Raw genomic sequence first — 24642 nt, 5'->3', positions numbered from 1 at the left:
GATTGTGCTACTGTTGGGACATGGGAAATCGAGAGGATCTGCTTGCCGGGGCGAAGCGCTGCCTGATCGAGAAGGGCTACTCGCGGACGACCGCACGCGACATCGCGACCGCGTCAGGGGTGAGCCTGGCGGCCATCGGCTACCACTTCAGGTCGAAGGACGCGCTCATCAACGAGGCGCTGATCGAGGTGATGCGGGAGTGGGGGGAGGACCTGGGCGCCACGCTGGCCGCCGAGACGAAGCCCGACGCCACTCCGCTGGAGCGCTTCGAGGGCGCGTGGGACCGGGTGACGGAGTCGTTCGACCGCCTGCGCCCGCTCTGGACCACGCAGTTCGAGGTGCTCGGGCAGATCGACCACATCCCGGACATCCGCGATCAGCTCTTCGGCCCGTTGGAGGAGGCGAAGGTGGGCCTGGCGGCGCTGTTCGAGGGCGTCGACCCGGAGGCGGAGCCCGAGCGGGCCCGCCTGGTCGGCTCCCTCTACCAGGCCATGTTGACAGGGCTGCTCGCGCAGTGGCTGGTCGATCCGGAGACGGCGCTGACGGGCCGCGAGGTGGCCGCCGCCCTACGCATGATCAGGGCCTAGCGGGCACGTGCGGGGGGCTGCGCGCGGTCAGTCCTAGCGGGGGCGGGCCGTTGACGGGCGGGCGGGGCTGCGGGTGATCGGGGGCCCTAGAAGGCGCTGATGGTGGCGGGGGCCCGCTCGGCCCTGCTCAGCGTGCGGATCACCGCCGTCGCGCCGTGCCGGTGCACGGCCAGCTGGGCCAGCAGCTCGACGACCGGGTTCACGACCTCCGGCGGCAGCTCGGGCGTCGCGATGCCCACGCTGGCCGCGAGGTCGTCGGAGTGCACGACCAGCTCGATCAGCCGGGTCAGCAGGAAGTCGTCGAACCTCAGCGACCAGCCCGACGAGGGGATGTGGACGACCCGGTCCGCCGGCTGGTCGGGCACCTCCGTGCGCTGGCGGCCGAGCAGCTCCGAGGTCCTGGCCGCCAGCGCCGCGGCGCCGTCGGTCGCCGCGGCCTCGCTGACGCGCCTGATGCCCACGTTGCTCTCGTGGTCGAGCCCCGCCTGCACCCACGGCGACCTGGTGTAGTGCTCGATCAGGGAGATCGGCTCCTGCTTCACGTCGCTCTCCGGCAGCACGCCGTCGACACGGACGAGCTGGAAGGCGAGATGCCCTGCCAGGCCCGCGACGCTGAACTCGGTCAGCGCGCTCGGCTTGTTCCAGGCGGCAGCGACCGCGGGATCGTTCAGCAGCTCCACCGCCGAGCCTGCGGCGACCAGATAGAGCTTCCTGATCTCTCCCATTCGCGCCCTTTCCCCGATTTCAGGTGGTAAGCCGCGCCAACACTACTCCTCCTAGAATCAGCGACAACGCGGCCACCCTTCCCACCGAAACGGGGTCGTCGTTGAGGACGATGCCCAGCGTGATCGCGCCGACGGCGCCGATGCCGGTGAACACGGCGTAGGCGGTGCCGACCGGCAGCGTGTTCATCGCCTGCGACAGCAGCCACACCGCCGCCGCCATCAGCACCAGGCAGATCAGCGTCGGCACCGGCCTGGTGAAGTTCTGCGTCGGCTTGATGCTCTGCGACCAGGCCACCTCGACCAGCCCGGCCAGCACGAGGACGAGCCAGCTCACCGGGCCGCCTCCGTCGCCACCCGCTCCAGCGCCGCCGCCAGCGACTCCTCGTGCTTTCCGCGCAGGTGCGCGAGCGCGGGGTCGAGCAGGGAGTTGACCAGCTCGGCGTGGACGAACACGACGTCCTCGACCGCGAAGTGGCCCTGGAAGAAGTCGCGCAGGAAGCTCTCCTGGTGGTCCATCGGCTCGCGGGGCGTGCCGGGGCCGTACGCGCCGCCCCTGGCGCTGGTCACCACGAACGACCGGCCTTTCAGCGACATCTTGGGAAAGGTGATCTGGTCCAGCCACGCCTTGAGCGAGGACGGGATGGAGAAGTTGTACATCGGCGTGCCGATCAGGATCACGTCCGCCGCCACCACCTCGTCGAGCAGCGGCTCCACGATCGACCACGCGCGCTCGCCGGCCGGCGTGCGCACGGCCTCGCGGTAGCGGGAGATGTCGCGGATCTCGTGTTCCAGGATGTGGTCGCACAGCTCCGTCCACGCCTCGTCGATGTGCGGGACGGGGTCGGCGGCCAGGTCGCGGTAGACGTAACCGCCCGAGGGGTTCGCCCCGCGCCACGTCTCCGCGTAGCGGGCCGACAGCCGGCGCGAGAACGAGGCGCGGCGCGCGCTGGCGTCCAGGTGCAGCAGGTTGCTCATGAGGTCTCCAGAGTTAAGCGGACACTGCGTCCAGTTAAGCATATCCGGACGCAATGTCCACATAGACTGCTGAGCGTGGAAAGAGCAGACGCCGCGCGCAACCGCGCCAGGATCCTCGAGGCCGCCGCCGAGCTGTTCGCGGCCCGGCCCGCGCAGGACGTGACGATGGACGACATCGCCAAGGCGGCCGGAGTCGGCCGGGGCACGCTCTACCGCCGCTACCCCGACCGGGCGTCCATCGCCGTCGCCCTGCTCGACGAGCACGAGCGGGCCCTGCAGGAGAAACTGCTGCGCGGCGACCCGCCCCTCGGCCCCGGCGCCCCTCCGGCCGAGCGCCTCACCGCCTTCTACGCCGCCATGGTCGAGCTGCTGGAAGGCCACGTCCACCTGGTGCTGGGCGCCGAGGTCGGGCGCTCGCGGTTCGAGACCGGCGCGTACGGGTTCTGGCGCGCGCACGTCCGCTCGCTGCTCGTCGCCGCCGGCACCCGCGCCCCCGACGCGCTGGTGGACGCCCTGCTCGCCCCGCTCGCGCCCGAGGTGTACGGCTACCAGCGGCACGACCTCGGCCTCACCCCCGCCCAGATCGCCGAAGGGCTTTCGAGACTCACCGGAGCCCTCTGAAACCGGAGCCCTCTGAACCGGAGCCCTCTGAAAGAGGTCAGCGCAGGGCGTGCTTGGCGGCCGTCTTGACGAAGGCGCGGGCCAGTTTCGCCCGCCGGAACCGGCTCAGCGCCGGACGCGGCAGGTCGTACCGCCGGGCCCGGATGTCCGCGACGACCAGCGGTGGCGCGTCCAGCTCCGCGAGCACGTCCAGCGCCTCCCGCTTGGTGATCAACCGTCCGTCCCGGAGCGTGACCGTCGCCCTGGCCACCGTCAGCAGGCCGAGATCCACCCAGATGTCGGTGAGCCAGTGCCGCCGACCGCGCGTGTTCGCCAGCCAGAACTCCTCCAGGTCGGTCCGGACGAACGCGACCAGTTCCTCGTCGGAGACCGGCGGCAGCAGCTCGCCGGGAGGCGGACCGTACAGCTCCAGAGCGCCCGCGTGCAGCTCGCGCCGGGTGACCGGGGTGACGGGCCGCTGGAAGAGATGCTCGTGCGCCCAGGTCACGTGCTCGGCCTTCAGATCGCCCAGCTCGGCCTGCGGCAGGTAGGAGCAGTGCAGATGCTCCGCGAGCGGTAGGTCCAGTGCCCCGTGTAGGTGCTTCAGCCGTTTCCACTCCTCGCGGTTGATCGGACGCTCCACGACGGCGATCAGGTCGAGGTCGCTGCGGCCCGGCTGGTAGTCGCCCGCCGCGAGCGAGCCGTGCGCCCAGAGCGCGACCAGGGGCACCGCGGGGACGATGTCGTCGAGGAAACGTGTCAGCAGAAGATCAGTTGCCCCGTGCATGATTGAACTATGATCCACCGTCGGCTCCAGCGAAAGGTGGCCCTGGCAAACCGGCCCAACGAGCATGGAACCGGCTGCCCCTGAGCGGGCTTTCGCGGGGCGGTCAGAGGGGGCGTCAGAGGGTGCCGAAGAGGGCGCTCACGGACTCGCCGTCGTGGATGCGGCGCATCGCCTCGGCGAGGGCGGGGGCGATCGACAGGACCGTGAGCTTGTCGCTCGGCTTCGGCGACGGCACGGTGTTCGTGCAGACGATCTCCTCGACCTCCGGCAGCGCGCTCAGCCGTTCCACGGCGCCGTCGGCGAACAGGCCGTGCGTGCAGGCGACGCGCACCGAGTTCACGCCGCGCTCGCGGAGCCGGTCGAGCAGTTCGATGACGGTGCTGCCCTTGGCGATCTCGTCGTCCAGGATGATCACGTCCTTGCCCGCGACGTCGCCGATCACCGAGCTGATCACCACGCGGTCGTCGCTGAAGCGCTGCTTGGCACCCATCGCGACCTCCGTGCCGAGCAGCCGCGCGAAGTGCGCGGCCTCCTTGGCGTTGCCCAGGTCGGGGGAGACCACGACCGCGTTCGACAGGTCGTACCGGCGGAAGTGCCCGGCCAGCTCGCGCAGCGCGTGCAGGTGGTCGACCGGGACGCTGAAGAAGCCGTGCACCTGCGGCGAGTGCAGCGTCATGGCGAGCACCCGGCCTGCCCCCGCGGCCACCATCAGGTCGGCCACCAGTCGCGCGCCGATGGAGATGCGCGGGGCGTCCTTCTTGTCGGAGCGGGCGTAGGCGTAGTGCGGGAGAACCACGGTGGTGCGGGCGGCGGAGGCCCCGCGCGCCGCGTCGAGCATGAGCAGCAGCTCGACCAGGTGCTCCTGGACGGGCGGCACCAAGGGCTGGATCAGGAAGACGTCGCGCTCCCGGCAGTTGGCCTGAAGCTGCACTTCGAGCACGTCGTTGGCGAAGCGGTTGACCTGGACCGGATGGAGCGGAGTGCCCAGATGGGCGCAGATCTCCTCAGCCAGGAGGGGGTGGGCGGTGCCGCTGAAAACCGTGATGTCTCGCACGATTCCCAGAGGATAGCCTCACGGGCTGACGTAGTGATGCACCAGGGCGGGCTCGCCCGCGGCGTTGAGCCAGCGGGCGCGGGCGCTGCCGACCCTGCGCCAGCCCTGCCGCTCGTAGAAGGCGATGGCCGCGCCGCCCTCGTCGGAGACCTCCAGGGTGAGCGGTGTGCCGGCGGCGGCAAGGACCGTGTCGAGCAGGGCGGCGGCGAGCCCGCTCCCGCGGGCGACGGGGGTGACGAAGAGCCTGGTGACGGCCGTTCCGGCGAGCCCGACGTGTCCCAGGACGGTGTCGCCGCCGATCCCCACCCACGCGCCGGTGAGGTCGTCGGGGGAGAGCCACCCGTGCGGGTCGTCGGGCCAGTCCACCGGGTAGCGGTCGGCGGCCTGGACCTCGGCCAGCGCCCGCACGCAGGCGTCGAGGTCGGCGCCGGTCCTGGGGCGGATCACGGCTTCGCCGGCGTCGCTTCCGGGACGGGTCACGTTCTCGCCGGCTCCGCGGCCGGCGTCGGTTCCTGAGCGGGTCATGACTCGAGGAGTTCCGCGGTCAGCGCGTCGAGGCCGGGCAGGACGCGCCAGGCCAGCGCCAGGGCGTCCGGGTCCGGCGGGTAGCGGTGGTGCGGGACGGCGATGACCCGCATCCCGGCGGCGTGCGCCGAGCGCAGGCCGTTGCTGGAGTCCTCGACCGCCACGCACTCCTTCGGGTCGACGCCCAGCCGGGACGCCGCCTCCAGGTACCCGTCAGGGGCCGGTTTGCCGCGGGGCACCTCCTCGGTGGAGACGGTGGCCGTGAACGCGTCGCGCAGCCCGGCGGCGTCGAGGACCACGTCGATCAGGGCGCGGGGCGACGAGCTCGCCAGGCCGAGGGTGAAGCGCCCGGACAGCCGCCTGACCGTCTCCTGCGCGCCCGCCAGCAGCGGCAGCTCGTGCCGGTAGCGCTCGGCCATCTGCTCGATCACGCCGCCGGCGATCTCGTCCGGTGGCAGCCGGACGCCGAGTTCGTGCAGGTAGGCGGCCCATTCCTGGGTGCTCATGCCCATCAGCCTGGACTGCGTGTCGGGCTGCCAGGCGCCGCCGTGGTCGGCGACGAAGGCGCGTCGCACCTCCTCCCAGACCGGTTCGGAGTCGACGAGCACTCCGTCGAGGTCGAACACGCACGCTTCCACGTCAGTCCCCCAAGTGATCAGCAGGCATCCAGCCAATCACATCGTGACCACCGCACCCGCCAAATCCTCCTATTGCCGGATAAATGGGGTAAAGCGTGCGGCATCTGACCGTGCCGGGGATGGTTTGCGGGAATGGACCTAGGCATGGCCGACCTTCCACTCCACGACCGCGCTCAGTCCGAGGAGGACGCCGACGCGGACCGCGGATTCGTCGCGAAACTCAGCCCTGCGGTGGTCAAAGACTCCGACGGCAGGGTCATCTGGGACAACGACGCCTACGCCTTCCTGGAACAGCAGTGCCCGGCCAGCGCCCATCCCGGCCTGTGGCGGCAGAGCCGGCTGCACGCCCGGCAGGGCCTGTACGAGGTGGCCGACGGGATCTACCAGGTGCGCGGCCTGGACCTGTCGAACATGACCCTCGTCGAGGGCGACACCGGCGTCATCGTGATCGACCCGCTGATCTCCACCGAATGCGCCGCCGCCGCGCTCAGGCTGTACCGCGACCACCGAGGCGAGCGCCCGGTCACCGGCGTCATCTACACCCACTCCCACGTCGACCACTTCGGCGGCGTCCGCGGCGTCACGGGCGGCGGCGTGCCGATCCTCGCGTCCGCCGGCTTCCTGGAGCACGCGGTGTCGCGGAACGTGTACGCCGGGCCCGCGATGACCCGCCGCTCCGTCTACCTGTACGGCCCCGCCCTGCCGCGCTCGCCCGAGGGCCAGATCGGCACCGGCCTCGGCCTCACCCGCTCGACCGGAACGGTCTCGCTGATCGCGCCCACGCTCGACATCACCCGTACCGGCCAGGAGGAGACGATCGACGGGGTCCGCATCGTCTTCCAGCTGACGCCCGGCGGCGAGGCGCCGTCCGAGCTGAACTTCTTCTTCCCGGAGCGGCGGGCGCTGTGCGTGGCGGAGAACGTCACGCACAACCAGCACAGCCTGCTCAGCCTGCGCGGCGGGCCCGTCGGCGACGCCCGCGGGTGGGCGCGCCATCTGACGGAGGTCATCGCGCTGTTCGCCGGCAGCGCGGACGTCGCCTTCGCCTCGCACCACTGGCCCACATGGGGCGCGGAGAACGTGGTCCGTTTCCTGTCGCGGCAGCGCGACCTGTACGCCTACCTGCACGACCAGACGCTGCGGCTGATGAACAAGGGCCTGACGGGGACGGAGATCGCCGAGGCGGTCCGGCTGCCTCCCGGGCTGGAGGAGTCCTGGCACACGCGCGGCCACCGCGGCTCGGTCGGTCACAACGTCAAGGCCATCTACCAGCGCTACCTGGGCTGGTTCGACGGCAACCCGGCGCACCTGTGGGAGCACCCGCCGAGGGACCGGGCGATCCGGTACGTCAAGTGCCTGGGCGGCGGAGGCGCCGTCGTCGCCCTCGCCAGGCGCTACATCGCGGAGAACGACCTGCGCTTCGCCGTCGAGCTGCTCAACCACGCGGTCTTCGCGGACGAGGGCAACAAGGAGGCCCGCGACCTGCTCGCCGAGGTCTACACCCGCCTCGGGCACGGCTCGGAGAACGGCACGTGGCGCAACCTCTACCTGATGGGAGCGCTGGAACTGACCGACGGCATCGTGCCCGCCGACATCGACACCGGCTCGCCCGACCTGGTCGCCGCGCTCAGCGTGCCGCAGATCTTCGACTCGATCGCCATCAGGATCGACGGCCCCAAGGCGTGGCACGAGCGCCTGTCCATCGACTGGCACCTGACCGACCTGGGAGAGCGCTACCGCACCACGCTGTCGAACGGCGCGCTCATCCAGCAGGCCGACCCGCCCGAGCAGGACGTGGACCTCACGCTCAGGCTCACCAAGGCCCAGTTCCTCGGCCTGCTGACCGGTAAGGGGGTCGAGGGCGTCGACCGGGAGGGCGACACGGGAGTGCTGCGGCGGTTGGTGGCCGTTCTCGACAACCCGGTGCCGGACTTCGCGATCGTGACGCCCTGATCCACCGGAAGGCCCTACCGGCGCCGCAGCGTGAACAGGTAGTAGAGCAGGCCCGCCAGCAGCAGCGCGACCACCACGCCGATGTTGGCGGCGCCGAACGTCCCGGTCTTCAGCTCGTCGCTCATCAGGAATCCGACGACCCTGGCGATGTTCTGGTCCATCGAGGTGATCAGCCCGATCCCCACGATCGACGCCGCCACCAGCGAGACCAGGCCCGCCCAGTTGACGGCCGGGGCGCCGGGACGCAGCAGCCGCTCGTCGTAGCCGTGCCCGTTCGCGCGCAGCCGCCACATGTCCACGAGGAAGATGGCGACCCAGGCCGCCATCACCACGCCGATGATCGCCAGGAACGCCTGGAACGTCCCGAGGAAGCTGGACGACACGAACAGCAGGTAGTAGCCGCCGAGCACCATCAGCGCGCCGTCGACGAGCACGGCGTAGTGCCGCTTGATCGGCACGCCGAGCGCAAGCATCGACAGCCCGGACGAGTAGATGTCCATGATCGCCCCGGCCAGGAAGCCGCCGATGGCGGTCAGCAGGTAGGGCAGCAGGAACCAGGTCGGCAGCGCGCCGGCCAGCGCGCCCACCGGGTCGGCGCCCGCCGCGTTCGCCAGCCCGGGATCGCCGCCCGCGAGCAGCACGCCGAACACGAGCAGCACCATCGGCGGCACCGCCCCGCCCAGCGTCGTCCACAGCGCCACCCTGGACGGCCTGGCTTCCACCGGCAGGTATCGGGAGTAGTCGGCGCCGCAGTTCACCCAGCCGAGGCCCAGCAGCGTCATCGCGAAGATGATCCCGCCGACCCAGCCGCCGGGGCCCGCCGTGGTCTTCAGCGCGGTGCCGAGCTTCGGCGCCATCAGCACCAGGTAGACGACGGTCAGCACCACGAACGCGTACGTGAGGTAGCGCTGCACCACCATGATCAGGGCGTGCCCGTACACGCCGATCGCGATCGTGACCAGCGCGGCGATGACGAAGCACACCGCCGTGGCCGTCGTGTGCGGGATGCCGGGCGCGAACCGTCCCAGGATCGCCGCGCCGCCCTGCGCCGACAGCGTGACGAGGACGATCTCCCAGCCGACGTTGGACACGTACGACAGCACGGCCGGCAGCTTGTTGCCCTGGTAGCCGAACGGCGCCCGCCCGAGCGTCATCGTCGGCACGCCCGACCGCGCGCCCGCGACGGCGACCAGCCCGACCAGCCCGAACGAGAGCAGGTAGCCGATCGCGCCGGTGAGGATCGCCGGGACGACGCCGAGCCCGAGGCCCACCACGTAGATCCCGAAGGCCACCCCGAACAGCGACAGGTTGGAGCCCGCCCACGGCCAGAATAGATCCGCCGGCCTGCCGCGCCGCTCCGCGAGGGGAACCGCGTTGATGCCGTTCTGTTCCACGGCCATCGTGTCCATGATCGGACGTTAACACCTGATTCGCCGGAGAAGATGATGGGAGTCCGAACAGGGATGTGATCGCGGTGTTCGACTCCCGCACCCGGCCCCTGGGCGTCTGCCTGGTGGCGGCGTTCATGACAGGCCTGGACGTGAGCATCGTCAACGTCGCGCTGCCCTCGATCAGGGAGGGGCTGCACGCCTCGGCGGGCGGCCTGCAGTGGACGCTGTCCGGTTACGCGCTCAGCTTCGGGCTGCTGCTCGTCCCCTCGGGACGGCTGGGTGACGCGCGCAGCCGACGGGCGATCTTCATGTCGGGTGTGCTGCTGTTCACGCTGTCGAGCGCGACCTGCGGGCTCGCGCCCAGCATGGCGGTGCTGATCGCGTCCAGGCTGGTGCAGGGCATGGCGTCGGGGATGCTCAACCCGCAGGTCTCCGGGCTCATTCAGCAGCTGTACCCGGCGCACGAGCGGGGGCGGCCGTTCGGCGCGCTCGGCGCCACCATCGGGCTGTCGACCGCGGCGGGGCCGCTGATCGGCGGCGCGATCGTCACGGCGTTCGGGCACGAGCACGGCTGGCGGTGGGTGTTCCTGGTGAACGTGCCGATCGGGCTCGTCCTGCTGCCGCTGGCGTGGCGGCTGCTGCCCGCGCCGTCGCGCCCCCGGAAGCGGCAGGAGAGCATGGACCCGGTCGGCGTGCTGCTGCTCGGCGTGGGCGTGGCCGCGCTGCTGCTGCCGTTCATCCAGCAGCGCCAGTGGCCGGGCGGCGCCAAGTGGCTGCTGATCCCGGCCGCGCTGCTCGTGCTGGCTGGGTTCGTCACCTGGGAGCGGTTCTACCGCAAGGAGCCGCTGGTGGACCTGGCCCTGTTCGGCAGACGCTCCTACAGCCTGGGCTCGGCGATCGCGCTGTTCTACTTCGCGGGCTTCACCGGGATCTTCTTCATCTTCACCCTGTACCTGCAGAGCGGCCTGAACTACACCCCGCTGCTCGCCGGGCTGTCGATCACCCCGTTCGCGCTCGGCTCGGCCGCGTCGTCGGCCGTCGGCGGTAGGCTCGTGTGGCGGGCCGGACGCCGCCTGGTGGCCGCCGGGCTCACCACGGTTCTGGCCGGCCTGTCGGCGACCATGCTGGCCACCGCCCTGGTGCCGGGACGAGGGGTTGGCGCGGCGACCCTGCTGCCCCTGCTCGTCGCCGGCGTCGGCAGCGGTCTGGTGATCGCGCCCAACCAGGCCATCTCGCTGTCGGAGGTGCCCCCGGAAGGCGGCGGCAGCGCGGCCGGAGTGCTGCAGACCGCGCAGCGCCTCGGCTCGGCGATCGGCATCGCCGCCGCGGGTTCGACGTTCTTCGCCTCGCTCGCCCAGGGCTGGGCGACCGCCTTCAGGCACGGGATGCTGGTCGTGCTGCTGTTCGTGGCCGTCGCGCTCGCCGCCGCCGTCTTCGACCTGAGCCGCGAGTACGTCACGCGTTGAGCAGCCTGGCCTCCACGTCCGGGTCGAGGCCCACCGGCGGCCGCCTCGCCCAGAGCGAAACCCGGACAGACTGTGACGTCGCGCTCGCAATGGGTAGGTGCCCGCATAGTGATACGGGGGATGGATGGTGAAACAGTTCCGGATTCTTCCTCGCTCGATCCGGGCGCGTCTGGCCACGATCGCGACCCTCGTCGCGACGCTGGTCTTCACCTCGGTGTCCGTCCTCGTCCTGGTGACCGTGCCCGCCAACCTGCGCGGCACCGTCGGCGACAGGGTGGAGCTGGCCGTGCGACGGGTCGCGAGCAAGGCCGAGGTGGGCGACCTGCCGCGCGCCATCGTGCTTCCGCCACGCGTGCGGCTGCTGCAGGTCGTCTCGGCCGACGGCCAGGTCGTGGCGTCCAGCCCGGCGGTGGAGGGCGCCGGACGGCTCTTCGACTTCACCCCGCGCGAACGCGAGGCCGTCTACACCGCCGAGCGCACGCTGCCCGAACAGCCGGACTCCGAGGCGCCGTACCTGGTCAAGGCCATCCAGGTGCGCTCCCCCCGAGGGCCTGTCACCGTCTACGGCGCGGCCTCGCTCGGGGACGTCAACAGGGCGCTCGAGTGGCTCTACTTCCTGACCTTCCTGGGGACGCCCGCGATGCTGCTCATCGTCGCGGGAATCACCTGGACCGTGGTCGACCACGCGCTGCGGCCCGTGGAGCGGATCCGCGCCAACCTGGCCGAGATCTCCGGCAAGGACCTGTCACGCAGGGTGCCGGTCAGCGACATCGGCGACGAGTTCACCGAGATGGCCCGCACCATCAACGCCACCCTCGACCGGCTGGAGCGCTCCGCCGAGACGCAGCGCAGGTTCGTCGCCGACGCCTCGCACGAGCTGCGCAGCCCCATCTCGGCGCTGCAGACCGAGTTCGAGTTCGCCAGCGCCTACCCCGACGAGACCGACTGGCCCGAGACGGGCGCCAAGGCCCTGGCCGCCATCGGGCGTCTCACCCAGATCATCGACGAGCTGCTCATGCTGGCCCGGCTGGAGGCGGGCGCCGTTCTGCCCCGCACGGTCGTGGACCTCAGCCACCTCGCGAACGAACAGGCGAGGCGGCGGGTGCGGGACCGCGTGCCGGTCGTCGCCGACGCGCTCGACCACGCCCCGGTGTTCGGCTCGCCGCTGCAGCTGGAGAGGTTGATGACCAACCTGATCGACAACGCCACCAGGCACGCCAACAGCCGGGTGGACGTCCAGGTGCGGGTCGACGGCGACGCCGACGAGGTGATCCTCACCGTCACCGACGACGGAGCCGGCATCGCCCCCGAGGACCGGGAACGGGTGTTCCAGCGGTTCGTCCGCCTGGACGAGAGCCGGGCCAGGGACAAGGGCGGCAGCGGGCTCGGCCTGACCCTGTGCAGGGAGATCGTCACGTCCCACGGCGGCACGATCACGATCACCAAGCATCGGCCGGGCGCCCAGTTCGTCGCCCGCCTGCCCCTCTACAAGAGGCCTACGGCTCCATGAGGAACGGGTCGGTGACCCCGTGCGGGCTTGACAGGCCCCGCTCGTCGCACGTGGTCAGCGTCGCGCCCGCATGGTAGGCGCTGTCGAGGAAGCCCAGCACGGTCGCGACCGGCTCCTCGGCGGCCCGGACGTCGTCGTACCGCAGAACCGCCAGGTGGCTGCCCCGCGACGGCAGCCAGGCCGCCCCGTCGGGCCACAGCGGCTCCTTCTCCAGGCCCTGCGGCTCGGGGGCGGTGTAGGAGTAGAACGCCGGCCAGGGACGTTCCTCGTCGCCGAACCAGAACCCCGCGCTGATGACCTCCCAGCTGTAGGCCTCTCTGGTGACCGGGTCGACCTCGCGGGCGGCTCCGACGACGCGGCCGGTGAAGCGGGTGACCGCGATGTCGAAGGTGTGCCAGAAATGGTGGACGGGGCTGGTCTTGCCGCAGAAGTCGGCCGCGTAGCGGTCCAGCACCTGGGACACCTGGGAGAGCACCTGCCAGTAGCGGGTGATCAGGGCCGGGTCGTAGTGGGCGTGGTGGGTGTCGTCGGCGAACGGGGTCGGGTCGGCCAGGTCGAACGGCACCGCCCTGATCTCCAGATTTATCCCGAAATGGTGGAGGATTTCGAAGAGCTGGGTGTAGAACGACGCCACCGACTGCCCGGCCAGGCCGAACTCCGCCGACCTGCCGTCGAGCACGTCCACGACCAGGCGATGGCGGACGAGGTCGAAGTCGATGCAGAACAGCGGCATGCCGTCCAGGCCGCCCATGGGGCGGGTGGTCAGGCCGCGCCCCGTCAGGTGGAAGGGGACGTTCCACCAGTGGTTGCGCCGGGTGCTCGCCGCCAGCCGCACCTTGCCGACTATCTGCGCAAACCGGTGCATGGTCTGCTTCGTCTCGAGCCAGCCCTCGTACGGCATGGGCGGAAACAACTCCACGACAGCCCCCTCCAGCGCCTCATCCTGCGGAAGATCGTAGCAATTCGCTCACATTGCGTGCAGCACGGGTGGGCTATGCCCGCTCACGGGGCCGGCAGTCGCAGGGGGCCCTTCGGATCGTCGCGGGAGGAGGCGGTCACTCTCGCCGCTGGTGCCAGACCGGCCCGATCGCGCCGACCGCCATTATGGTCCGAAAGCTGCCAGACCGCGGCCACCGGCGAATGCTTGGCTGTTCCACAGCAATGGAAATGACCATTCTGAAACGGAAGTCATGCCAACGACCAGCATTTCCGCCGACACCGAAGAATCGCCGCGTCGATCACCACTGATAAATTGGCTCGCCGTCGTCTCGGTGATGACGGGAATATTCTCGATAGTCACCGCCGAGATCATGCCGATCGGCCTGCTGACCACCATCGGATCCGATTTCCGGATCTCCGACGGCACAGCGGGCTGGATGATGACGCTGCCGGGAATCGTGGCCGCGATCGCGGCTCCCCTCGTCACCGTCGCGGCGGGGCGGCTCGACCGCCGCCTCGCCCTGTGCGCCCTGACGGCCCTGCTGGCACTGGCCGACCTCCTCGCCGCCGTCGCCCCGGCCTACTGGGTCATGCTGGTCGCCAGGGTCCTGGTCGGGCTCACCATCGGCGGTTTCTGGTCCATCGGGGCCGGTCTCGCCGTACGACTGGTGGGGGAGAAGTCGGCCGGCAGGGCGACGGCGGTGATCTTCTCCGCCGTCCCGCTGGGCTCCGTGCTCGGAGTGCCCGTGGGCACCCTGATCGGGCATCTGGCCGGCTGGCGGTCGTCGTTCGCCGTCGTCGGCGTCCTGACCGTCGCGGTGCTGGTCGCGCTGGTCGCGCTGCTGCCGCCGCTGCCTCCCGAGGAGCCGCTTCGCCCGCGCGTGTTCGGCGAACTGCTCCGTCGCACCGGCGTCCGGGTGGCGCTCCTCGTCACCTTCCTCATCGTCCTCGCCCACTTCGGGACGTACACCTACGTCACCCCGTTTCTCCAGCACGTCACCCACGTGGACCCCGGCCTGGTCAGCGTCCTGCTGCTCGCATACGGCACCGCCGGCGTCGTCGGCAACTTCGTCGCGGGCTGGACGATCTCCCGCAGCCTCCGCGCCACCTTCACGACCAGCGCAGCCATGATCGCCGCCGCGACGCTGCTGCTCCCGTTCGCCGGGGACTGGGACGCGGGCGCGATCGGGCTGCTCATCGTCTGGGGGATCGGCTACGGCGCCGTCCCGGTGTGCTCGCAGACCTGGTTCTCCCGATCGGCGCCACACGCCCAGGAGGCCGCCACGGCGCTGTTCACCTCGTCCTTCCAGGCGACGATCTCCCTGGGGGCGCTGCTCGGCGGCGTCGTGGTGGACGCCTTCTCCACCTCGGTCGTCATGCTCTGCGGCGGCGCGATCGCCACCGTCATGGCGCTGACGACGTGGGCTTCCGGCAGACCGGCGCGTCGCTGACGATCGACACGCGGCTACTCGTTGCGGCGGGCGCGGGCGCGGCGTTTGCCCTCGTGCATGGCCTGGACGCGGGCGATCGGGATCGTGTGCCCCTCCTCGATCAGGTCCGCGGGCAGCTGCTGCGGTTCGGGCATCAGCTCCGCCCAGGGATCGCCGTCGGCCAGCAGCCGGGGCGCGGTGCGGATGGTGAAGTCGGACGGCGCGACCCGGTCGAGATCCTCCCAGGCCACCGGGAAGGAGACCGGGGCGTCCGGCCGGATGCGGGGGCTGTAGGCGGCGGCCACCGTCGCCCCGCCCGCCCGGGTGGAGTCGAGGAAGACCTTGCCGTCGCGGTCCTCGCGGATGAACGCGGTGGTGGCGATCACCGGGTCGACGCGTTCGGCGCGCGCGGCCAGGGCGCGGGTGGCCGCGGCCAGGTCGTCCATCGCGACTCCGGCCACCACCGGCACGAACACGTGCACGCCCTTCGCCCCGCTGGTCTTCACCGCGCCGGACAGCCCGGCGTCGTCGAGGGCCTGGCGGACCAGGTGGGCGGCCCGGACGACCTGCGGGAACGCGCCCCCCTCCGGAGGGTCGAGGTCGAGGATGAGATGCGTGGGGTGGTCTTCGCGGACCAGCGCCGGGTGGTACTCGACCGCTCGCTGGTTGGCGAACCACAGCAGGGTCCGGCGGTCGTCGCACAGGGCGTACGACACCTGGCGGCGCGAGGCCTCCGCCCAGACGGAGACCGTCCGCACCCAGGAAGGGGCGTATTTGGGGACGTTCTTCTGCATGAACGGCGCCTGGCCCGGCCGGACGCGGATCACCGACAGTGCCCGGCCGCTCAGGGCCGGGATGATGCGGTCACGGACGGCGTCGAGGTAGTCGACCAGATCCCGCTTCGTCGCGTTCGCCCCGTCGAACAGCGGCTGGTCGAGATTGGTCAGCGAGACACCGTCCCGGTTCTCATCGCTGGTCACCCGCCCCACGATGCCGACGTCCCGGCGCGAGGTCAACATCCCGGCCGTTACCCGCCGGGTCGCCGGATCCGCATGCAGGCGGCCCGGTAGCCGGGAGGGTCCGGCGCGTTCACGGGCCCCTCCGCGGGGCTCGATCATCGGCCGGTCCGGCACCGTTCCAGGCCGAGACGATCTGCGAGCGCGAGGTGAAGCTCAGCTTGCGCAGGATGTTCTCCACGTGGCCTTCGGCGGTGCGCTGGGCGATCACCAGGGTCTCCGCGATCTCCCTGTTGCTCATCCCCTGCGCGACCAGCTCGGCGATCTCCCGTTCCCTGTTGGTCAGGAGGGACGCGACGTCCGACTCCGGCTGGAACTCCTCGATGTCGGCCGTCGTCCGCTCCTCCAGCGCGTACGCGACCGCGTGGTCGAGCGGGAGCTCCGAGCCGCGCTGGAAGGCCGCGGCGAACTCCCTTTCGCCGAGGTTCTGCCGCAGCTGGGCCTCGCACCGGTCGTGGAAGCCGGCCAGATGGCCGAGCCCCGACAAGGACGTGCCGATCGACCGCCACACCGTGTGCGCGGACCCCAGCAACTGCGCGGCCCGCTCGTCGTTCTTCTCGTCGGCCAGGACCCAGGCGAGCCCCTCCAGGCACTGCGCGATGCCCAGATGGTCGTGGGAGCGCAGCTTGGTGCGTACGGCGTCGTGGATCATGGCGATCGCCGTCTCCGGATCGCCCCGCCGCCACCGGTCGAGGGCCGCGATCCACAGCGCGTACGAGGCGCACCACTCCGCGTTCTCACGCCGGGACGTGTCCAGGACGTCCTCGCAGAGCGCCGCGGATCGCGGGTCGTCCATGAAGACGGCGGCCATGGCCAGCTGGAAGAGCGCGACCCAGGCCAGGCCCCGGCTGTCGAGCGCGCGGCGCCTGGCCAGCGCCTCCTCCAGGAGGGTGAACGCGCGCTCGAAGTTCCCCGCGATCAGCGCGGCGAAGCCGGTGATGTGGATCGCGCCGGCGAGCTGGGCCGGGTCGTCGAGCCGCTCCGCCAGCTCGCGGCACTCGTCCAGGAGCGGTTTCGCGGCGACGCAGTCGCCTCCCAGCAGGACGAGCCACGCGTCGACCCACAGGGCCTTGGCCCGCCTGGCGCTCGGCTCGGGCGCCATCGCCAGCGCCCGGTCCAGCCAGTGGCGGCCCTCGCTCGGGGACGTCCACGAGAGCCGGTGGCTCCACATCGCGGCGGCGATCTCCAGGGCGGCCCACGCCTCGCCCGGTTCGGCCAGGCTGAACTCCAGGGCGGCCCGCACGTTGGCCTGCTCCTGATGCAGCCGGACGAGCCAGTCCATCTGGTGCGGGCCGAACCACTCGGCCTCGGCCCTGGCGGCCAGGTCGCGGCACCAGTCGCGATGCCGCAGCCGGAGCGCCGTCCGCCGGCCGGATTCGACGAGCTTCTCCTCCCCGTACTGGCGCAGCGTCTCCAGCATCTCGTAGCGTACGTCGACGTTCTGCTCCTTCCGCAGCAGGATCGACTTGTCGACCAGGCCCGAGAGCCCGTCGAAGACGTCCAGCGGGTCGATGCCGTCACCCGAGCACACCTGCTCCGCCGCTTCCAGGGCGCAGCCGCCGGAGAAGACCGACAGCCGCTGCCACAGCGTCCGCTCCTCGGGCGAGCACAGGTCATAGCTCCAGTCGACCAGCGCCCGCAGCGTCCGCTGGCGCGGCATCGCGGCCGTGCTTCCCTTGGTCAACAGCCGGAACCGGTCGTTCAGCCGGTCGAGGATCTGCTCCACCGACAGGGCCCGCATGCGCACCGCCGCGAGCTCGATGGCCAGCGGAATGCCGTCGAGCCGCCGGCACAGCCGCGCCACCGCCAGGCTGTTGCCGGCGTCGACCGTGAAACCGGGCACGACGGCCGCCACCCGGTCCGCGAACAGGCACACCGCCTCGTTGTGCGCTTCGGCGCCCGCGAGCGCGCTCTCGTCCTCCTCCGGCACCGTCAGCGGCGGCACGTCGAGGAGGTGCTCGCCCGGCACGCGCAGGGGCTGCCGGCTGGTCGCCAGGATGCGCAGCTCGGGCGCCGCGCCGAGGAGCTTGCCGGCCAGTACGGCGCACTCGGACAGCAGGTGCTCGCAGTTGTCGAGCACCAGGAGCGCCTGCTCGTCCCGCAGATGATCGCAGAGGGCCGCAAGGTCCGGCCGGTGGCAGCCGATCGTCTCCGCGACCGTCTCCAGGAGCAGCTCTCCGGCCGCCAGCGGGGCCAGGTCGACCAGCCACACGCCGTCGGGGAAGGACCTCGTCAGCTCCGTGGCGACCCGCAGCGCCAGCCGGGTCTTGCCCACGCCGCCGACCCCGGTCAGCGTCACCATCCGGCCAGCGGCAAGCAGGCGCTTGGCCTCGGTCAACTCTTGCCGGCGCCCCACGAAACTCGTCAACTCGACTGGCAGGTTCCCCGCGTGCCGTCGTGTCATGGCCCCCATGGCAATTTCAGGCTAACCCATCCGCTTCCGCCGAGCCTGACGGCCTTCCCGACCAGGCCATACGTAGGTCAACGGACTACCTACGTAGGTAGACATGGGTACCCATACGGGCGTTTATCCCGTCGCCCGGTCGGCACCCCCATACGCATGCTGGAGTACGTCAGCAAGGAAACCGCGAGGACTCGAGGGAGCGAAACGATGTGCCGGCACCAGCCTCAGTGCCCACCCGCGTACGCCTCCGACCGCGACGCCGCCAACCTGGTGGCCTTCCACCCGAAACAGGGGTGGGGGCTGCTCTGCAACGGCGTGGTCGTCTTCGAGGACACCGGCGAGCTCCTGCCTGACGGACGCACCATCGCCGCCCACCGCGATCACTACGGACGAGCAGCATGAACCCTTACTCCGCAACCGCAGTCCTGGACCACAACGTCGCCCACCGGAGCGACCGGCGGGACAAGGCATTCTCCGGCTACGAGTTCTGGGACCGTCTCAAGGCCGGCTTCCAGCGCTTCAACGCGCCCTGGGAGGAGCCCGACGAGCAGGTGTCCTCCTGGGTCTTCGCCGGCAAGGCGTCCTCGGTGCCCAGGGCCCGGCGTATCACCCGCTCCCGGCTGGCCGCCTGGGGGCTCGGCGACCGGATCGAGGCCGCTGAGCTGCTGATCAGTGAGCTGGTCACCAACGCGCTGAGCCACGCGCACGGGCCGTACCGGCTGACCCTGTCCGCCACCGACGGCCTGCTGCGCTGCGAGGTCTCGGACGCCGACCCCACGCCCCCGCATCTCGGCGAGGCCGACCTGGACGACGAGCACGGCCGCGGCCTGGCCGTGCTGGACCTGCTGGCCTGCTGCTGGGGCAGCGAGCCCACGTCCGAGGGAAAGACCGTCTGGTTCGAGCTCCCCGCGCACAGCTGACCCCCCGTACCCGACAGGAATTGTTCGACAATGCGCCGGATACAGATCCGTAAACCTCGCAAAACTACAACCAAGAGCACCGACCAGGACCTGCGGACCCCGTCAGGACGCCGCCTGCCCTACTGAGGCCTGCCCTGTCGAGCCCTGCGCGACCACGCGTTCCGGGCCCAGCTTCGCCCCCTCCCGGAACGCCGCCGCGAACGCCCGATCCCCCAGCGCGCGGCGGGCCTGCGCCACGCAGCGCTCGTGCCACACCGCGTGGTACGACAGCCGGGTCGGCGAGGCGTCCACCGACTGCCACAGCGCGTGCGCCGCGCCCAGCAGCGTGGCCGCCCGCTCATGCTCCCCACGGTCACCGGCCGTCCACGCCAGCACCTCCAGGCACTGGGTGAGGCACCACTTGTCGTTGACCTCGCCGGTGAACGCGGCGGCCTCCCCGGCCAGCTCCTCAGCCCTGCGGCGGTCGCCCAGGTTCCACAGCGCGATGCCGAGCACCAGCTGGGCGTACCCACGCATCACGAACGCGTGACGAGCCTCGGACAGCGCCAGGAACTCCTCGCCGTACGCCGCGGCCCGGTCCGGGTGATCGATCGAACCGTACGCGGCCGCGTAGTACAGGTTGAACATGACGCCGTTGATGTCGCCGGCGGCCCGGTGAAGGGCGAGCGACTCCTCCAGGAGCGCCAGGCCGCGCTCGGAGTCGCCGCTGGAGAACGCTGCCACACCCGACGTCCGGATGGCGAACGGCAGGACGGCCCGGTCGTCCGTCTGCCGGACGATGGCGTGACACTCCTCCAACCGCGGTGTCGCCTCCTCCAGGTCGCCCTGGCGGAGGGCGAGCATCGAGTACACCCACAGCGCCGTCGCGCGCCCGGCGGTCGCCTCCCGCACCTGCTCCAGGCCGCGCTCCAGCCAGTACCGGCCCTCGGTCGGCGAACCGAACAGCAGCCAGAAGGACCACATCGCCGACGCGGTCTCCAGGCCGGCGGGAGCCAGGCGCCTGTCCCCCAGGCACAGCTCCAGCGCGACACGCACGTTGGGCAGCTCGCGCCGCAGGAGCTGGTAGCGCTCCAACTGGTCGGGGACGGTCTCGTCGATCCGGTTCCGGTCCACCAGCCGCCGGTAGTGGTCGATGTAGCGCTGGCGCAGCTTCCGCTCCTCACGGGCGGCCAGCTGCGCGCAACCGTACGCGCGGATGCTCTCCAGCATGCGGTACCTGAGCCCGTCCTCGCGCCGCTCACCGATCAGGACGGACTTGTCCACCAGCCCGGTCACCAGGTCGATCACCTCGATCTGGTCGATCCCCTCGCCGGAGCACACCGCCTCGCAGGTGTCCAGGTCGGCCCCGCCGGGGAACATCGACAGCCGCGCCCACAGCCGCTGCTCCGCCGGTGAACACAGGCGGAAGCTCCACTCCACGGTCTCGCGCAGCGTCTGATGGCGGTGGGTCTGATGGCGGTGGGTCTGACGGCGGGGGGCCTGATGGCGGGGGTTCGCGGCAGGGTGTCCGGCCTCCAGCACCTCGAAGCGCTCGTCCAACTCGCGCATCAGCTGTTCCAGCGGCACCGTGCGCAGCCGCGCCGCGGCCAGCTCGATCGCCAGCGGGAGCCCGTCCAGGCGCTGGGCCAGCCGCGCCACACACGCCGCGTTGCCCCGGTCCAGGCAGAAGCCGGGCCACACGCACGCCGCCCGCTCCACGAACAGGCGCACGGAGTCGTGCCGGGCGATGTCACGGAGGGGGAGGCCGGGCTCGGGCACCGGCAGCGACGGGACCGCCAGCACCTGCTCGCCGTACACCCCCAGCGTCTGCCTGCTGGTTACCAGGATCCGCAGCCGGGGGGAGCCCCGCAGCAGCCGGTCCACGAAGCGGGCGCACTCTTCCAGCAGGTGCTCGCAGTTGTCCAGGACGAGCAGCATCCGCTTGTCCCACAGGTAGTCCACGAGCAGCGCCATCGGGTCGGAGAGCGCGCCGCGCAGGCCCAGCGCCGCGACGACGGTCGGCTCCAGCAGGCCCTCGGCCTCCAGGGCGGCCAGCTCGACGATCTCCACGCCGTCCGTGAACGTGCCGCGGAGGGCCTCGGCGAGCCTGAGCGCCAGCCGGCTCTTGCCGACGCCGCCCGTGCCGGTCAGGGTCAGCAACCGCGACCGGGACAGCACCTTCCTGGCCGCGGCCACCTCGTGCCTGCGCCCGACGAAGCTGGACACGTCCGTCAGCGAGCCGGTCCTCGGCATCTCCGCCGTTCGGGTCACAGAAGGCCCCCGCGCCGTCCGGGACGGTGAGCTACGGGACCGGCCGCCGTCGGCAGCCCGCTCGTGTTCGACGCCACCATAGTCATGAGAGCTCCACCAGCTCAGGCCCGGGCGGCACCACACCACCGAGACAGAGCCGACAAAACCCAGATTAAGCCCGGACCGATTTCACCGCACGGGTGCCACCGCGAACGGACCGCCCCCTAAGCTGCTCCCCGGACGAGGAGGCGAGCGCGTGAAAGGCAGGATGCGAACGCTCCGGATCGGTGACCGGGCGTTCCTCTGGACGGCACAGATCCGCCACACCAAGCACGGCGCCGACTGCCGGCGGTACGTCCGCCTCCGGGTCTGGGGCGGGGGGAAGAACAGCGGCCGGCTACAGGCCGACCTGCTGTCGACCTACGAGGGCGGGCCCTGGGGCTACTGCGCGACCGACACGGCGTTCCCGACCCCGCGGGACGTCCGCGCGATCGTCGACCACGCCCTCGCCGCCGGCTGGAACCCGCTCGCCCGAAACGGCGCCTTCCAACTGCCCGCCGACTCCGTCGAACTGCCCGACTTCCAGGTCACGCACCAGGACGACTGACCACGGCTACCGCGCGACCAGCACGGAGACGAGTACGAGGGCGGTGAACAGCGCGACGAGGGCGCCCAGGCCGACCAGGAACCCCCTGTTGCCGGGGCCGCTGACATCGACCACGACGGTTCCGGCCACCACGTCGTGCAGGCATCGGCGTTTCGAGTCGCCGAAGATCCACAGCATGTCGATCAGGGTGAGCACCACCCCGAGAAACGGCACCACCCCCAGGGTGGGGTGGACGAGCGCACGAACACCCGCAAGGCGTAGGCCCGGCGGCTCTCCAGTCGCGCTGGACACCACCTTCAGGCCGCACAGTCGCTTGCCGAGCGTCTGACCCCACAGCGCGTGCTGTAACCAGAAGTAGACGGAGAAAAGGACGTCCACCGCGATTGTGAGCGGCCACTGCGAATCGCCGGCGTAGGGGTTCAGTAAACCCATCAGGCCTGACAGGTCGGATTCCTCGGAACCACCGACCATCGACACCGGTAAGAGCGCCACATAAAAGATGAGACCGTCGATGAGGTAAGCCGAAAGACGATGACGTCTCGCGGCGAGGGCCGGGGTGGTCGTCAGAGCTTGGGGGGTGATCGTCATGCGGGCCAGTGTGCCGGACGGCACCGACACCCGAAACCAGAGCGCCGGCGGAGCACGCGCGACCTTGGCCAATTGATTTCCGCAGGAGAAATCGGCAGAATTCCCCCGTGACCCGTATTGAAAGATTACTCACTTGAGTTTGCACACAGCCGTCAAGGTGATGGCGTACATCGCTCTCGCCGTGTCCTGCGGCGGCGTGGGGCTCGCCGGGTACATTCTGACGACCCGACGCATGCCTCGATTCCTAGGCAGACGTAACGCGCAGGTCGGGGCGGTGCGGCTCGCATGGGCGCTGATACTCATGGCGATATTCGTGGCCTCGATCACCATGCCGACCGCCCTGGAGTGGTCGCCGTTGCCAGGGCTCGTCGCCCTTGCTGTGGGGCTCTCCGCCTTCGGCGGGTACCTGGCGCTGATACTGGGCTCCAAGGCCTGGCGATGAGCTCGACGAGGTCTTCCGGCTCCTAGGGCCCCCTTTGGCGCAGCCCCCTTTCCTTCTCGCAGGCTTCCTGAAGCGCTTTGATGAGTTCGCCGTCCAGGACCATTCCGGCGGCGTGGTGCGCGCGCCATGGCGATGGCCTACCAGGACCGGAAACCACAGCGCAGCGAATCCCCCACTCTGTACAAGCCCTCGTTCGAGCTTTCGGCATCTCGGTCGGCGGGACGTCATCCCCTGCTTTTGGGAGGCGCGGCTCCCAGCGGATGATGTCCCGCCGGGCTCACCAGGTCTTGCCGGCCTGCTCCCGGATCGTACGGTTGATACGGTTGAAGAAGTTGGTCAGCGCGATCTCCAGGTTGATCGCGGACAGTTGCTTCTCGTCGAAGTGGGCCGCGGCGGCGTCCCAGATCTCATCGGTCACACCTGGCGCGCCATCCTGGATCCGGGTGGCGGCCTCGGTCAGCGCGAGCGCTGCCCGCTCCGCCTCGGTGAAGAAGGGCGTCTCGCGCCAGGCGACCACGTTGTGCAGCCGCTCGTCGGTCTCCCCGTGCTTCTTGGCCGCCGCGACCCCGGCAAAGACGCACGGGCTGCAGCCGTTGATCTGGCTGGCCCGCAGGTGGACCAGTCCGAGCACGAGCGGGTCGACGCCGCTGGCGTGGATCGCCTTGTAGAGGTGCTGGATCGCTGTCATCACGTCGGGATTCGCCGGGCTCTTCAGGCGTGCTTCCATCGGTCGTACTCCTTCATCGGTTACCTGGGCCCCTCTGGGCCCGTCATTACCCATGACGGTGCAGATCCGAGGAAGGTAACAACATGTCCAACACCAGCCCGGCGGACCCGGTGGGCGAGGCGTTCCAGGCCCAGCGCGACCGGCTGCGCGCGGTCGCCTACCGCATGCTCGGATCGCACGCCGACGCCGAGGACGTGGTCCAGGAGGCCTGGCTGCGGCTCTCCCGGCAGGACACGGCGACCATCCACAACCTCGCCGGCTGGCTGACCACGGTGGTCGGCCGGATCAGCCTCGACGTCCTGCGATCGCGCCAGGCCCACCCTGAGGCGTCCTACGACGACCGGCTGCCCGAACTCGTCGTGACGGCCGACGACAGCCCTGCGCCGGAGGACGACGTAGCGCTCGCCGACTCGGTCGGGCTCGCGCTCCTGGTCGTCCTGGAGTCGCTCGGACCGAGCGAGCGGCTGGCGTTCGTGCTGCACGACCTGTTCGCGGTGCCGTTCGACGAGATCGGCCAGATCCTCGGCAAGTCCGCCGACGCCGCCAAGATGCTCGCCAGCCGCGCCCGCAGGAAGGTACAGGCGACCGAGCGGCCGACGGCCACCGGACGGGAACAGCGAGAGGTGGTCCAGGCCTTCCTGGCGGCGGCTCGCCGCGGCGACTTCGAGGAGTTGCTGCGCGTGCTCGACCCTGAGGTGAGGCTGACCGTCGACACCCCCACTGGTGTGGTCGTCATCCTCGGCGCCACCAAGGTCGCCGAAGGCGCATCCGCTCGAGTCGCCGTCGGCGCAGCAGCGAGAGGGCGATCGGTGCTCGTCAACGGCCTTCCCGGGTTCGTCTCCTGGCGCGAGGATGGAACTCCGCTCTCGGTCATGGCGTTCACCGTTGTCGACGGCCGGATCGTCGCCATCGCGACCGTAATTGCCCCGGCCAGGCTCGCGTCGATGAATCTGCCGGATCCGGGGTGAGTCACTGCCGAGCATGAGATTGCGGCAATGCAAGCTACTCGGCCTTCAACTATGCGAAGCCATCTTTTGACGTGCTCCTCCACATGAATGTGGAGGATTCCTGTGCTGCTTACGCAGCAGCTCGCAGCGCGGGCGCGGGCGAGACTGTGGGACAGGATGCT

The 24642-nt window shown here is 70.7% G+C and carries 26 protein-coding genes; 11 read left to right on the top strand and 15 right to left on the bottom strand.

Annotated elements, in window-relative coordinates:
• Positions 1 to 20: 20 nt before the first annotated feature.
• On the top strand, positions 21 to 587 hold the full coding sequence (locus tag ABZ297_RS27225; RefSeq protein WP_355351395.1) for a helix-turn-helix domain-containing protein: 567 nt from the start codon (positions 21 to 23) through the stop codon (positions 585 to 587).
• A gap of 86 nt (positions 588 to 673) precedes the next feature.
• Here ABZ297_RS27225 and ABZ297_RS27220 read toward each other — a convergent pair whose 3' ends face one another.
• Genes ABZ297_RS27220 through ABZ297_RS27210 form a run of 3 tightly spaced genes read right to left on the bottom strand, consistent with a single transcriptional unit; the run spans position 674 to position 2287 of the window.
• On the bottom strand, positions 674 to 1312 hold the full coding sequence (locus ABZ297_RS27220) for a maleylpyruvate isomerase N-terminal domain-containing protein (RefSeq protein ID WP_355351393.1): 639 nt from the start codon (positions 1310 to 1312) through the stop codon (positions 674 to 676).
• A gap of 19 nt (positions 1313 to 1331) precedes the next feature.
• A complete protein-coding gene (locus ABZ297_RS27215) occupies positions 1332 to 1646 on the bottom strand; it encodes a multidrug efflux SMR transporter (protein ID WP_350804013.1) in 315 nt (104 codons plus the stop codon).
• Positions 1643 to 2287: an NAD(P)H-dependent oxidoreductase gene (locus ABZ297_RS27210; protein ID WP_355351391.1), complete on the bottom strand. Its 645-nt coding sequence runs from the start codon at positions 2285 to 2287 to the stop codon at positions 1643 to 1645. The genes ABZ297_RS27215 and ABZ297_RS27210 overlap by 4 nt, the downstream gene beginning before the upstream one ends.
• Positions 2288 to 2362: 75 nt before the next feature.
• On the opposite strand from ABZ297_RS27210, the gene ABZ297_RS27205 reads away from it, so the two are divergent.
• Positions 2363 to 2908, top strand: coding sequence for a helix-turn-helix domain-containing protein (locus tag ABZ297_RS27205; protein WP_355351389.1), 546 nt, complete (start codon positions 2363 to 2365; stop codon positions 2906 to 2908).
• A gap of 37 nt (positions 2909 to 2945) precedes the next feature.
• Here the strand turns inward: ABZ297_RS27205 and ABZ297_RS27200 are convergent, their stop codons facing one another.
• The 4 genes from ABZ297_RS27200 to ABZ297_RS27185 form a co-directional block, all read right to left on the bottom strand.
• A complete protein-coding gene (locus ABZ297_RS27200; RefSeq protein ID WP_355351387.1) occupies positions 2946 to 3674 on the bottom strand; it encodes a nucleotidyltransferase domain-containing protein in 729 nt (242 codons plus the stop codon).
• Between the two features lie 115 nt (positions 3675 to 3789).
• On the bottom strand, positions 3790 to 4728 hold the full coding sequence (locus tag ABZ297_RS27195; RefSeq protein WP_355351385.1) for a ribose-phosphate pyrophosphokinase: 939 nt from the start codon (positions 4726 to 4728) through the stop codon (positions 3790 to 3792).
• Positions 4729 to 4746: 18 nt separating this feature from the next.
• Positions 4747 to 5253: a GNAT family N-acetyltransferase gene (locus ABZ297_RS27190; protein ID WP_355351383.1), complete on the bottom strand. Its 507-nt coding sequence runs from the start codon at positions 5251 to 5253 to the stop codon at positions 4747 to 4749.
• Positions 5250 to 5879 (bottom strand): HAD family phosphatase, encoded by a 630-nt coding sequence (locus tag ABZ297_RS27185; protein WP_355351381.1) that lies wholly within the window; start codon positions 5877 to 5879, stop codon positions 5250 to 5252. Before ABZ297_RS27185 ends, ABZ297_RS27190 begins: the two co-directional genes overlap by 4 nt.
• 156 nt (positions 5880 to 6035) lie before the next feature.
• Here ABZ297_RS27185 and ABZ297_RS27180 point away from each other — a divergent pair, with 156 nt between their 5' ends.
• Positions 6036 to 7844, top strand: coding sequence for an alkyl sulfatase dimerization domain-containing protein (locus tag ABZ297_RS27180; protein WP_355351379.1), 1809 nt, complete (start codon positions 6036 to 6038; stop codon positions 7842 to 7844).
• A 14-nt stretch (positions 7845 to 7858) separates the two neighbouring features.
• On the opposite strand, the gene ABZ297_RS27175 is transcribed toward ABZ297_RS27180, so the two are convergent.
• Positions 7859 to 9253 carry a cytosine permease gene (locus ABZ297_RS27175; RefSeq protein WP_355351377.1) on the bottom strand — a complete coding sequence of 465 codons (1395 nt, stop codon included), beginning with the start codon at positions 9251 to 9253 and terminating at the stop codon, positions 7859 to 7861.
• Between the two features lie 65 nt (positions 9254 to 9318).
• Between ABZ297_RS27175 and ABZ297_RS27170 the strand changes: the two genes are divergently transcribed.
• Positions 9319 to 10701: an MFS transporter gene (locus ABZ297_RS27170; protein WP_355351375.1), complete on the top strand. Its 1383-nt coding sequence runs from the start codon at positions 9319 to 9321 to the stop codon at positions 10699 to 10701.
• A gap of 124 nt (positions 10702 to 10825) precedes the next feature.
• Complete coding sequence (locus tag ABZ297_RS27165) at positions 10826 to 12211, top strand: HAMP domain-containing sensor histidine kinase (protein WP_355351373.1); 1386 nt, start codon at positions 10826 to 10828, stop codon at positions 12209 to 12211.
• Here the strand turns inward: ABZ297_RS27165 and ABZ297_RS27160 are convergent.
• Both ABZ297_RS27160 and ABZ297_RS27155 read right to left on the bottom strand, forming a co-directional pair.
• Positions 12198 to 13130 (bottom strand): DUF5996 family protein, encoded by a 933-nt coding sequence (locus ABZ297_RS27160; protein WP_355351371.1) that lies wholly within the window; start codon positions 13128 to 13130, stop codon positions 12198 to 12200. The genes ABZ297_RS27165 and ABZ297_RS27160 overlap by 14 nt on opposite strands.
• 183 nt (positions 13131 to 13313) lie before the next feature.
• Entirely contained in the window at positions 13314 to 13511 is a 198-nt protein-coding gene (locus ABZ297_RS27155) for a hypothetical protein (protein ID WP_355351369.1), read from the bottom strand.
• 10 nt (positions 13512 to 13521) lie between these two features.
• Here ABZ297_RS27155 and ABZ297_RS27150 point away from each other — a divergent pair, with 10 nt between their 5' ends.
• Complete coding sequence (locus ABZ297_RS27150) at positions 13522 to 14601, top strand: MFS transporter (RefSeq protein WP_355351367.1); 1080 nt, start codon at positions 13522 to 13524, stop codon at positions 14599 to 14601.
• A 14-nt stretch (positions 14602 to 14615) separates the two neighbouring features.
• Here the strand turns inward: ABZ297_RS27150 and ABZ297_RS27145 are convergent, their stop codons facing one another.
• Complete coding sequence (locus ABZ297_RS27145) at positions 14616 to 15560, bottom strand: ATP-dependent DNA ligase (RefSeq protein ID WP_355351365.1); 945 nt, start codon at positions 15558 to 15560, stop codon at positions 14616 to 14618.
• A gap of 109 nt (positions 15561 to 15669) precedes the next feature.
• Entirely contained in the window at positions 15670 to 18000 is a 2331-nt protein-coding gene (locus tag ABZ297_RS27140) for a LuxR C-terminal-related transcriptional regulator (RefSeq protein ID WP_355351363.1), read from the bottom strand.
• Positions 18001 to 18207: 207 nt separating this feature from the next.
• On the opposite strand from ABZ297_RS27140, the gene ABZ297_RS27135 reads away from it, so the two are divergent.
• The gene (locus ABZ297_RS27135; protein WP_355351361.1) at positions 18208 to 18402 is read left to right on the top strand and encodes a DUF5999 family protein; all 195 of its coding nucleotides are present in this window, start codon (positions 18208 to 18210) and stop codon (positions 18400 to 18402) included.
• The gene (locus tag ABZ297_RS27130; protein ID WP_355351359.1) at positions 18399 to 18920 is read left to right on the top strand and encodes an ATP-binding protein; all 522 of its coding nucleotides are present in this window, start codon (positions 18399 to 18401) and stop codon (positions 18918 to 18920) included. The genes ABZ297_RS27135 and ABZ297_RS27130 overlap by 4 nt, the downstream gene beginning before the upstream one ends.
• A gap of 102 nt (positions 18921 to 19022) precedes the next feature.
• Here the strand turns inward: ABZ297_RS27130 and ABZ297_RS27125 are convergent, their stop codons facing one another.
• Positions 19023 to 21170 (bottom strand): LuxR family transcriptional regulator, encoded by a 2148-nt coding sequence (locus tag ABZ297_RS27125; RefSeq protein WP_355351357.1) that lies wholly within the window; start codon positions 21168 to 21170, stop codon positions 19023 to 19025.
• A 235-nt stretch (positions 21171 to 21405) separates the two neighbouring features.
• Here ABZ297_RS27125 and ABZ297_RS27120 point away from each other — a divergent pair, with 235 nt between their 5' ends.
• The gene (locus ABZ297_RS27120) at positions 21406 to 21756 is read left to right on the top strand and encodes a hypothetical protein (RefSeq protein WP_355351355.1); all 351 of its coding nucleotides are present in this window, start codon (positions 21406 to 21408) and stop codon (positions 21754 to 21756) included.
• Positions 21757 to 21762: 6 nt separating this feature from the next.
• Here the strand turns inward: ABZ297_RS27120 and ABZ297_RS27115 are convergent, their stop codons facing one another.
• Positions 21763 to 22416: an RDD family protein gene (locus ABZ297_RS27115; protein ID WP_355351353.1), complete on the bottom strand. Its 654-nt coding sequence runs from the start codon at positions 22414 to 22416 to the stop codon at positions 21763 to 21765.
• Between the two features lie 61 nt (positions 22417 to 22477).
• Here ABZ297_RS27115 and ABZ297_RS27110 point away from each other — a divergent pair, with 61 nt between their 5' ends.
• Complete coding sequence (locus tag ABZ297_RS27110) at positions 22478 to 22786, top strand: hypothetical protein (protein ID WP_355351351.1); 309 nt, start codon at positions 22478 to 22480, stop codon at positions 22784 to 22786.
• Positions 22787 to 23063: 277 nt separating this feature from the next.
• Here ABZ297_RS27110 and ABZ297_RS27105 read toward each other — a convergent pair whose 3' ends face one another.
• Entirely contained in the window at positions 23064 to 23513 is a 450-nt protein-coding gene (locus tag ABZ297_RS27105; RefSeq protein ID WP_355351349.1) for a carboxymuconolactone decarboxylase family protein, read from the bottom strand.
• A gap of 83 nt (positions 23514 to 23596) precedes the next feature.
• On the opposite strand from ABZ297_RS27105, the gene ABZ297_RS27100 reads away from it, so the two are divergent.
• Positions 23597 to 24481, top strand: coding sequence for a sigma-70 family RNA polymerase sigma factor (locus ABZ297_RS27100; protein WP_355351347.1), 885 nt, complete (start codon positions 23597 to 23599; stop codon positions 24479 to 24481).
• The last annotated feature ends 161 nt before the right edge of the window (positions 24482 to 24642 follow it).

Source organism: Nonomuraea sp. NPDC005983, assembly GCF_040614375.1.
In the GTDB taxonomy this organism is placed as follows: domain Bacteria; phylum Actinomycetota; class Actinomycetes; order Streptosporangiales; family Streptosporangiaceae; genus Nonomuraea.
The sequence above is the reverse complement of the archived record's forward strand: the minus strand, read 5'-3'. Positions and strand labels throughout refer to the sequence as shown.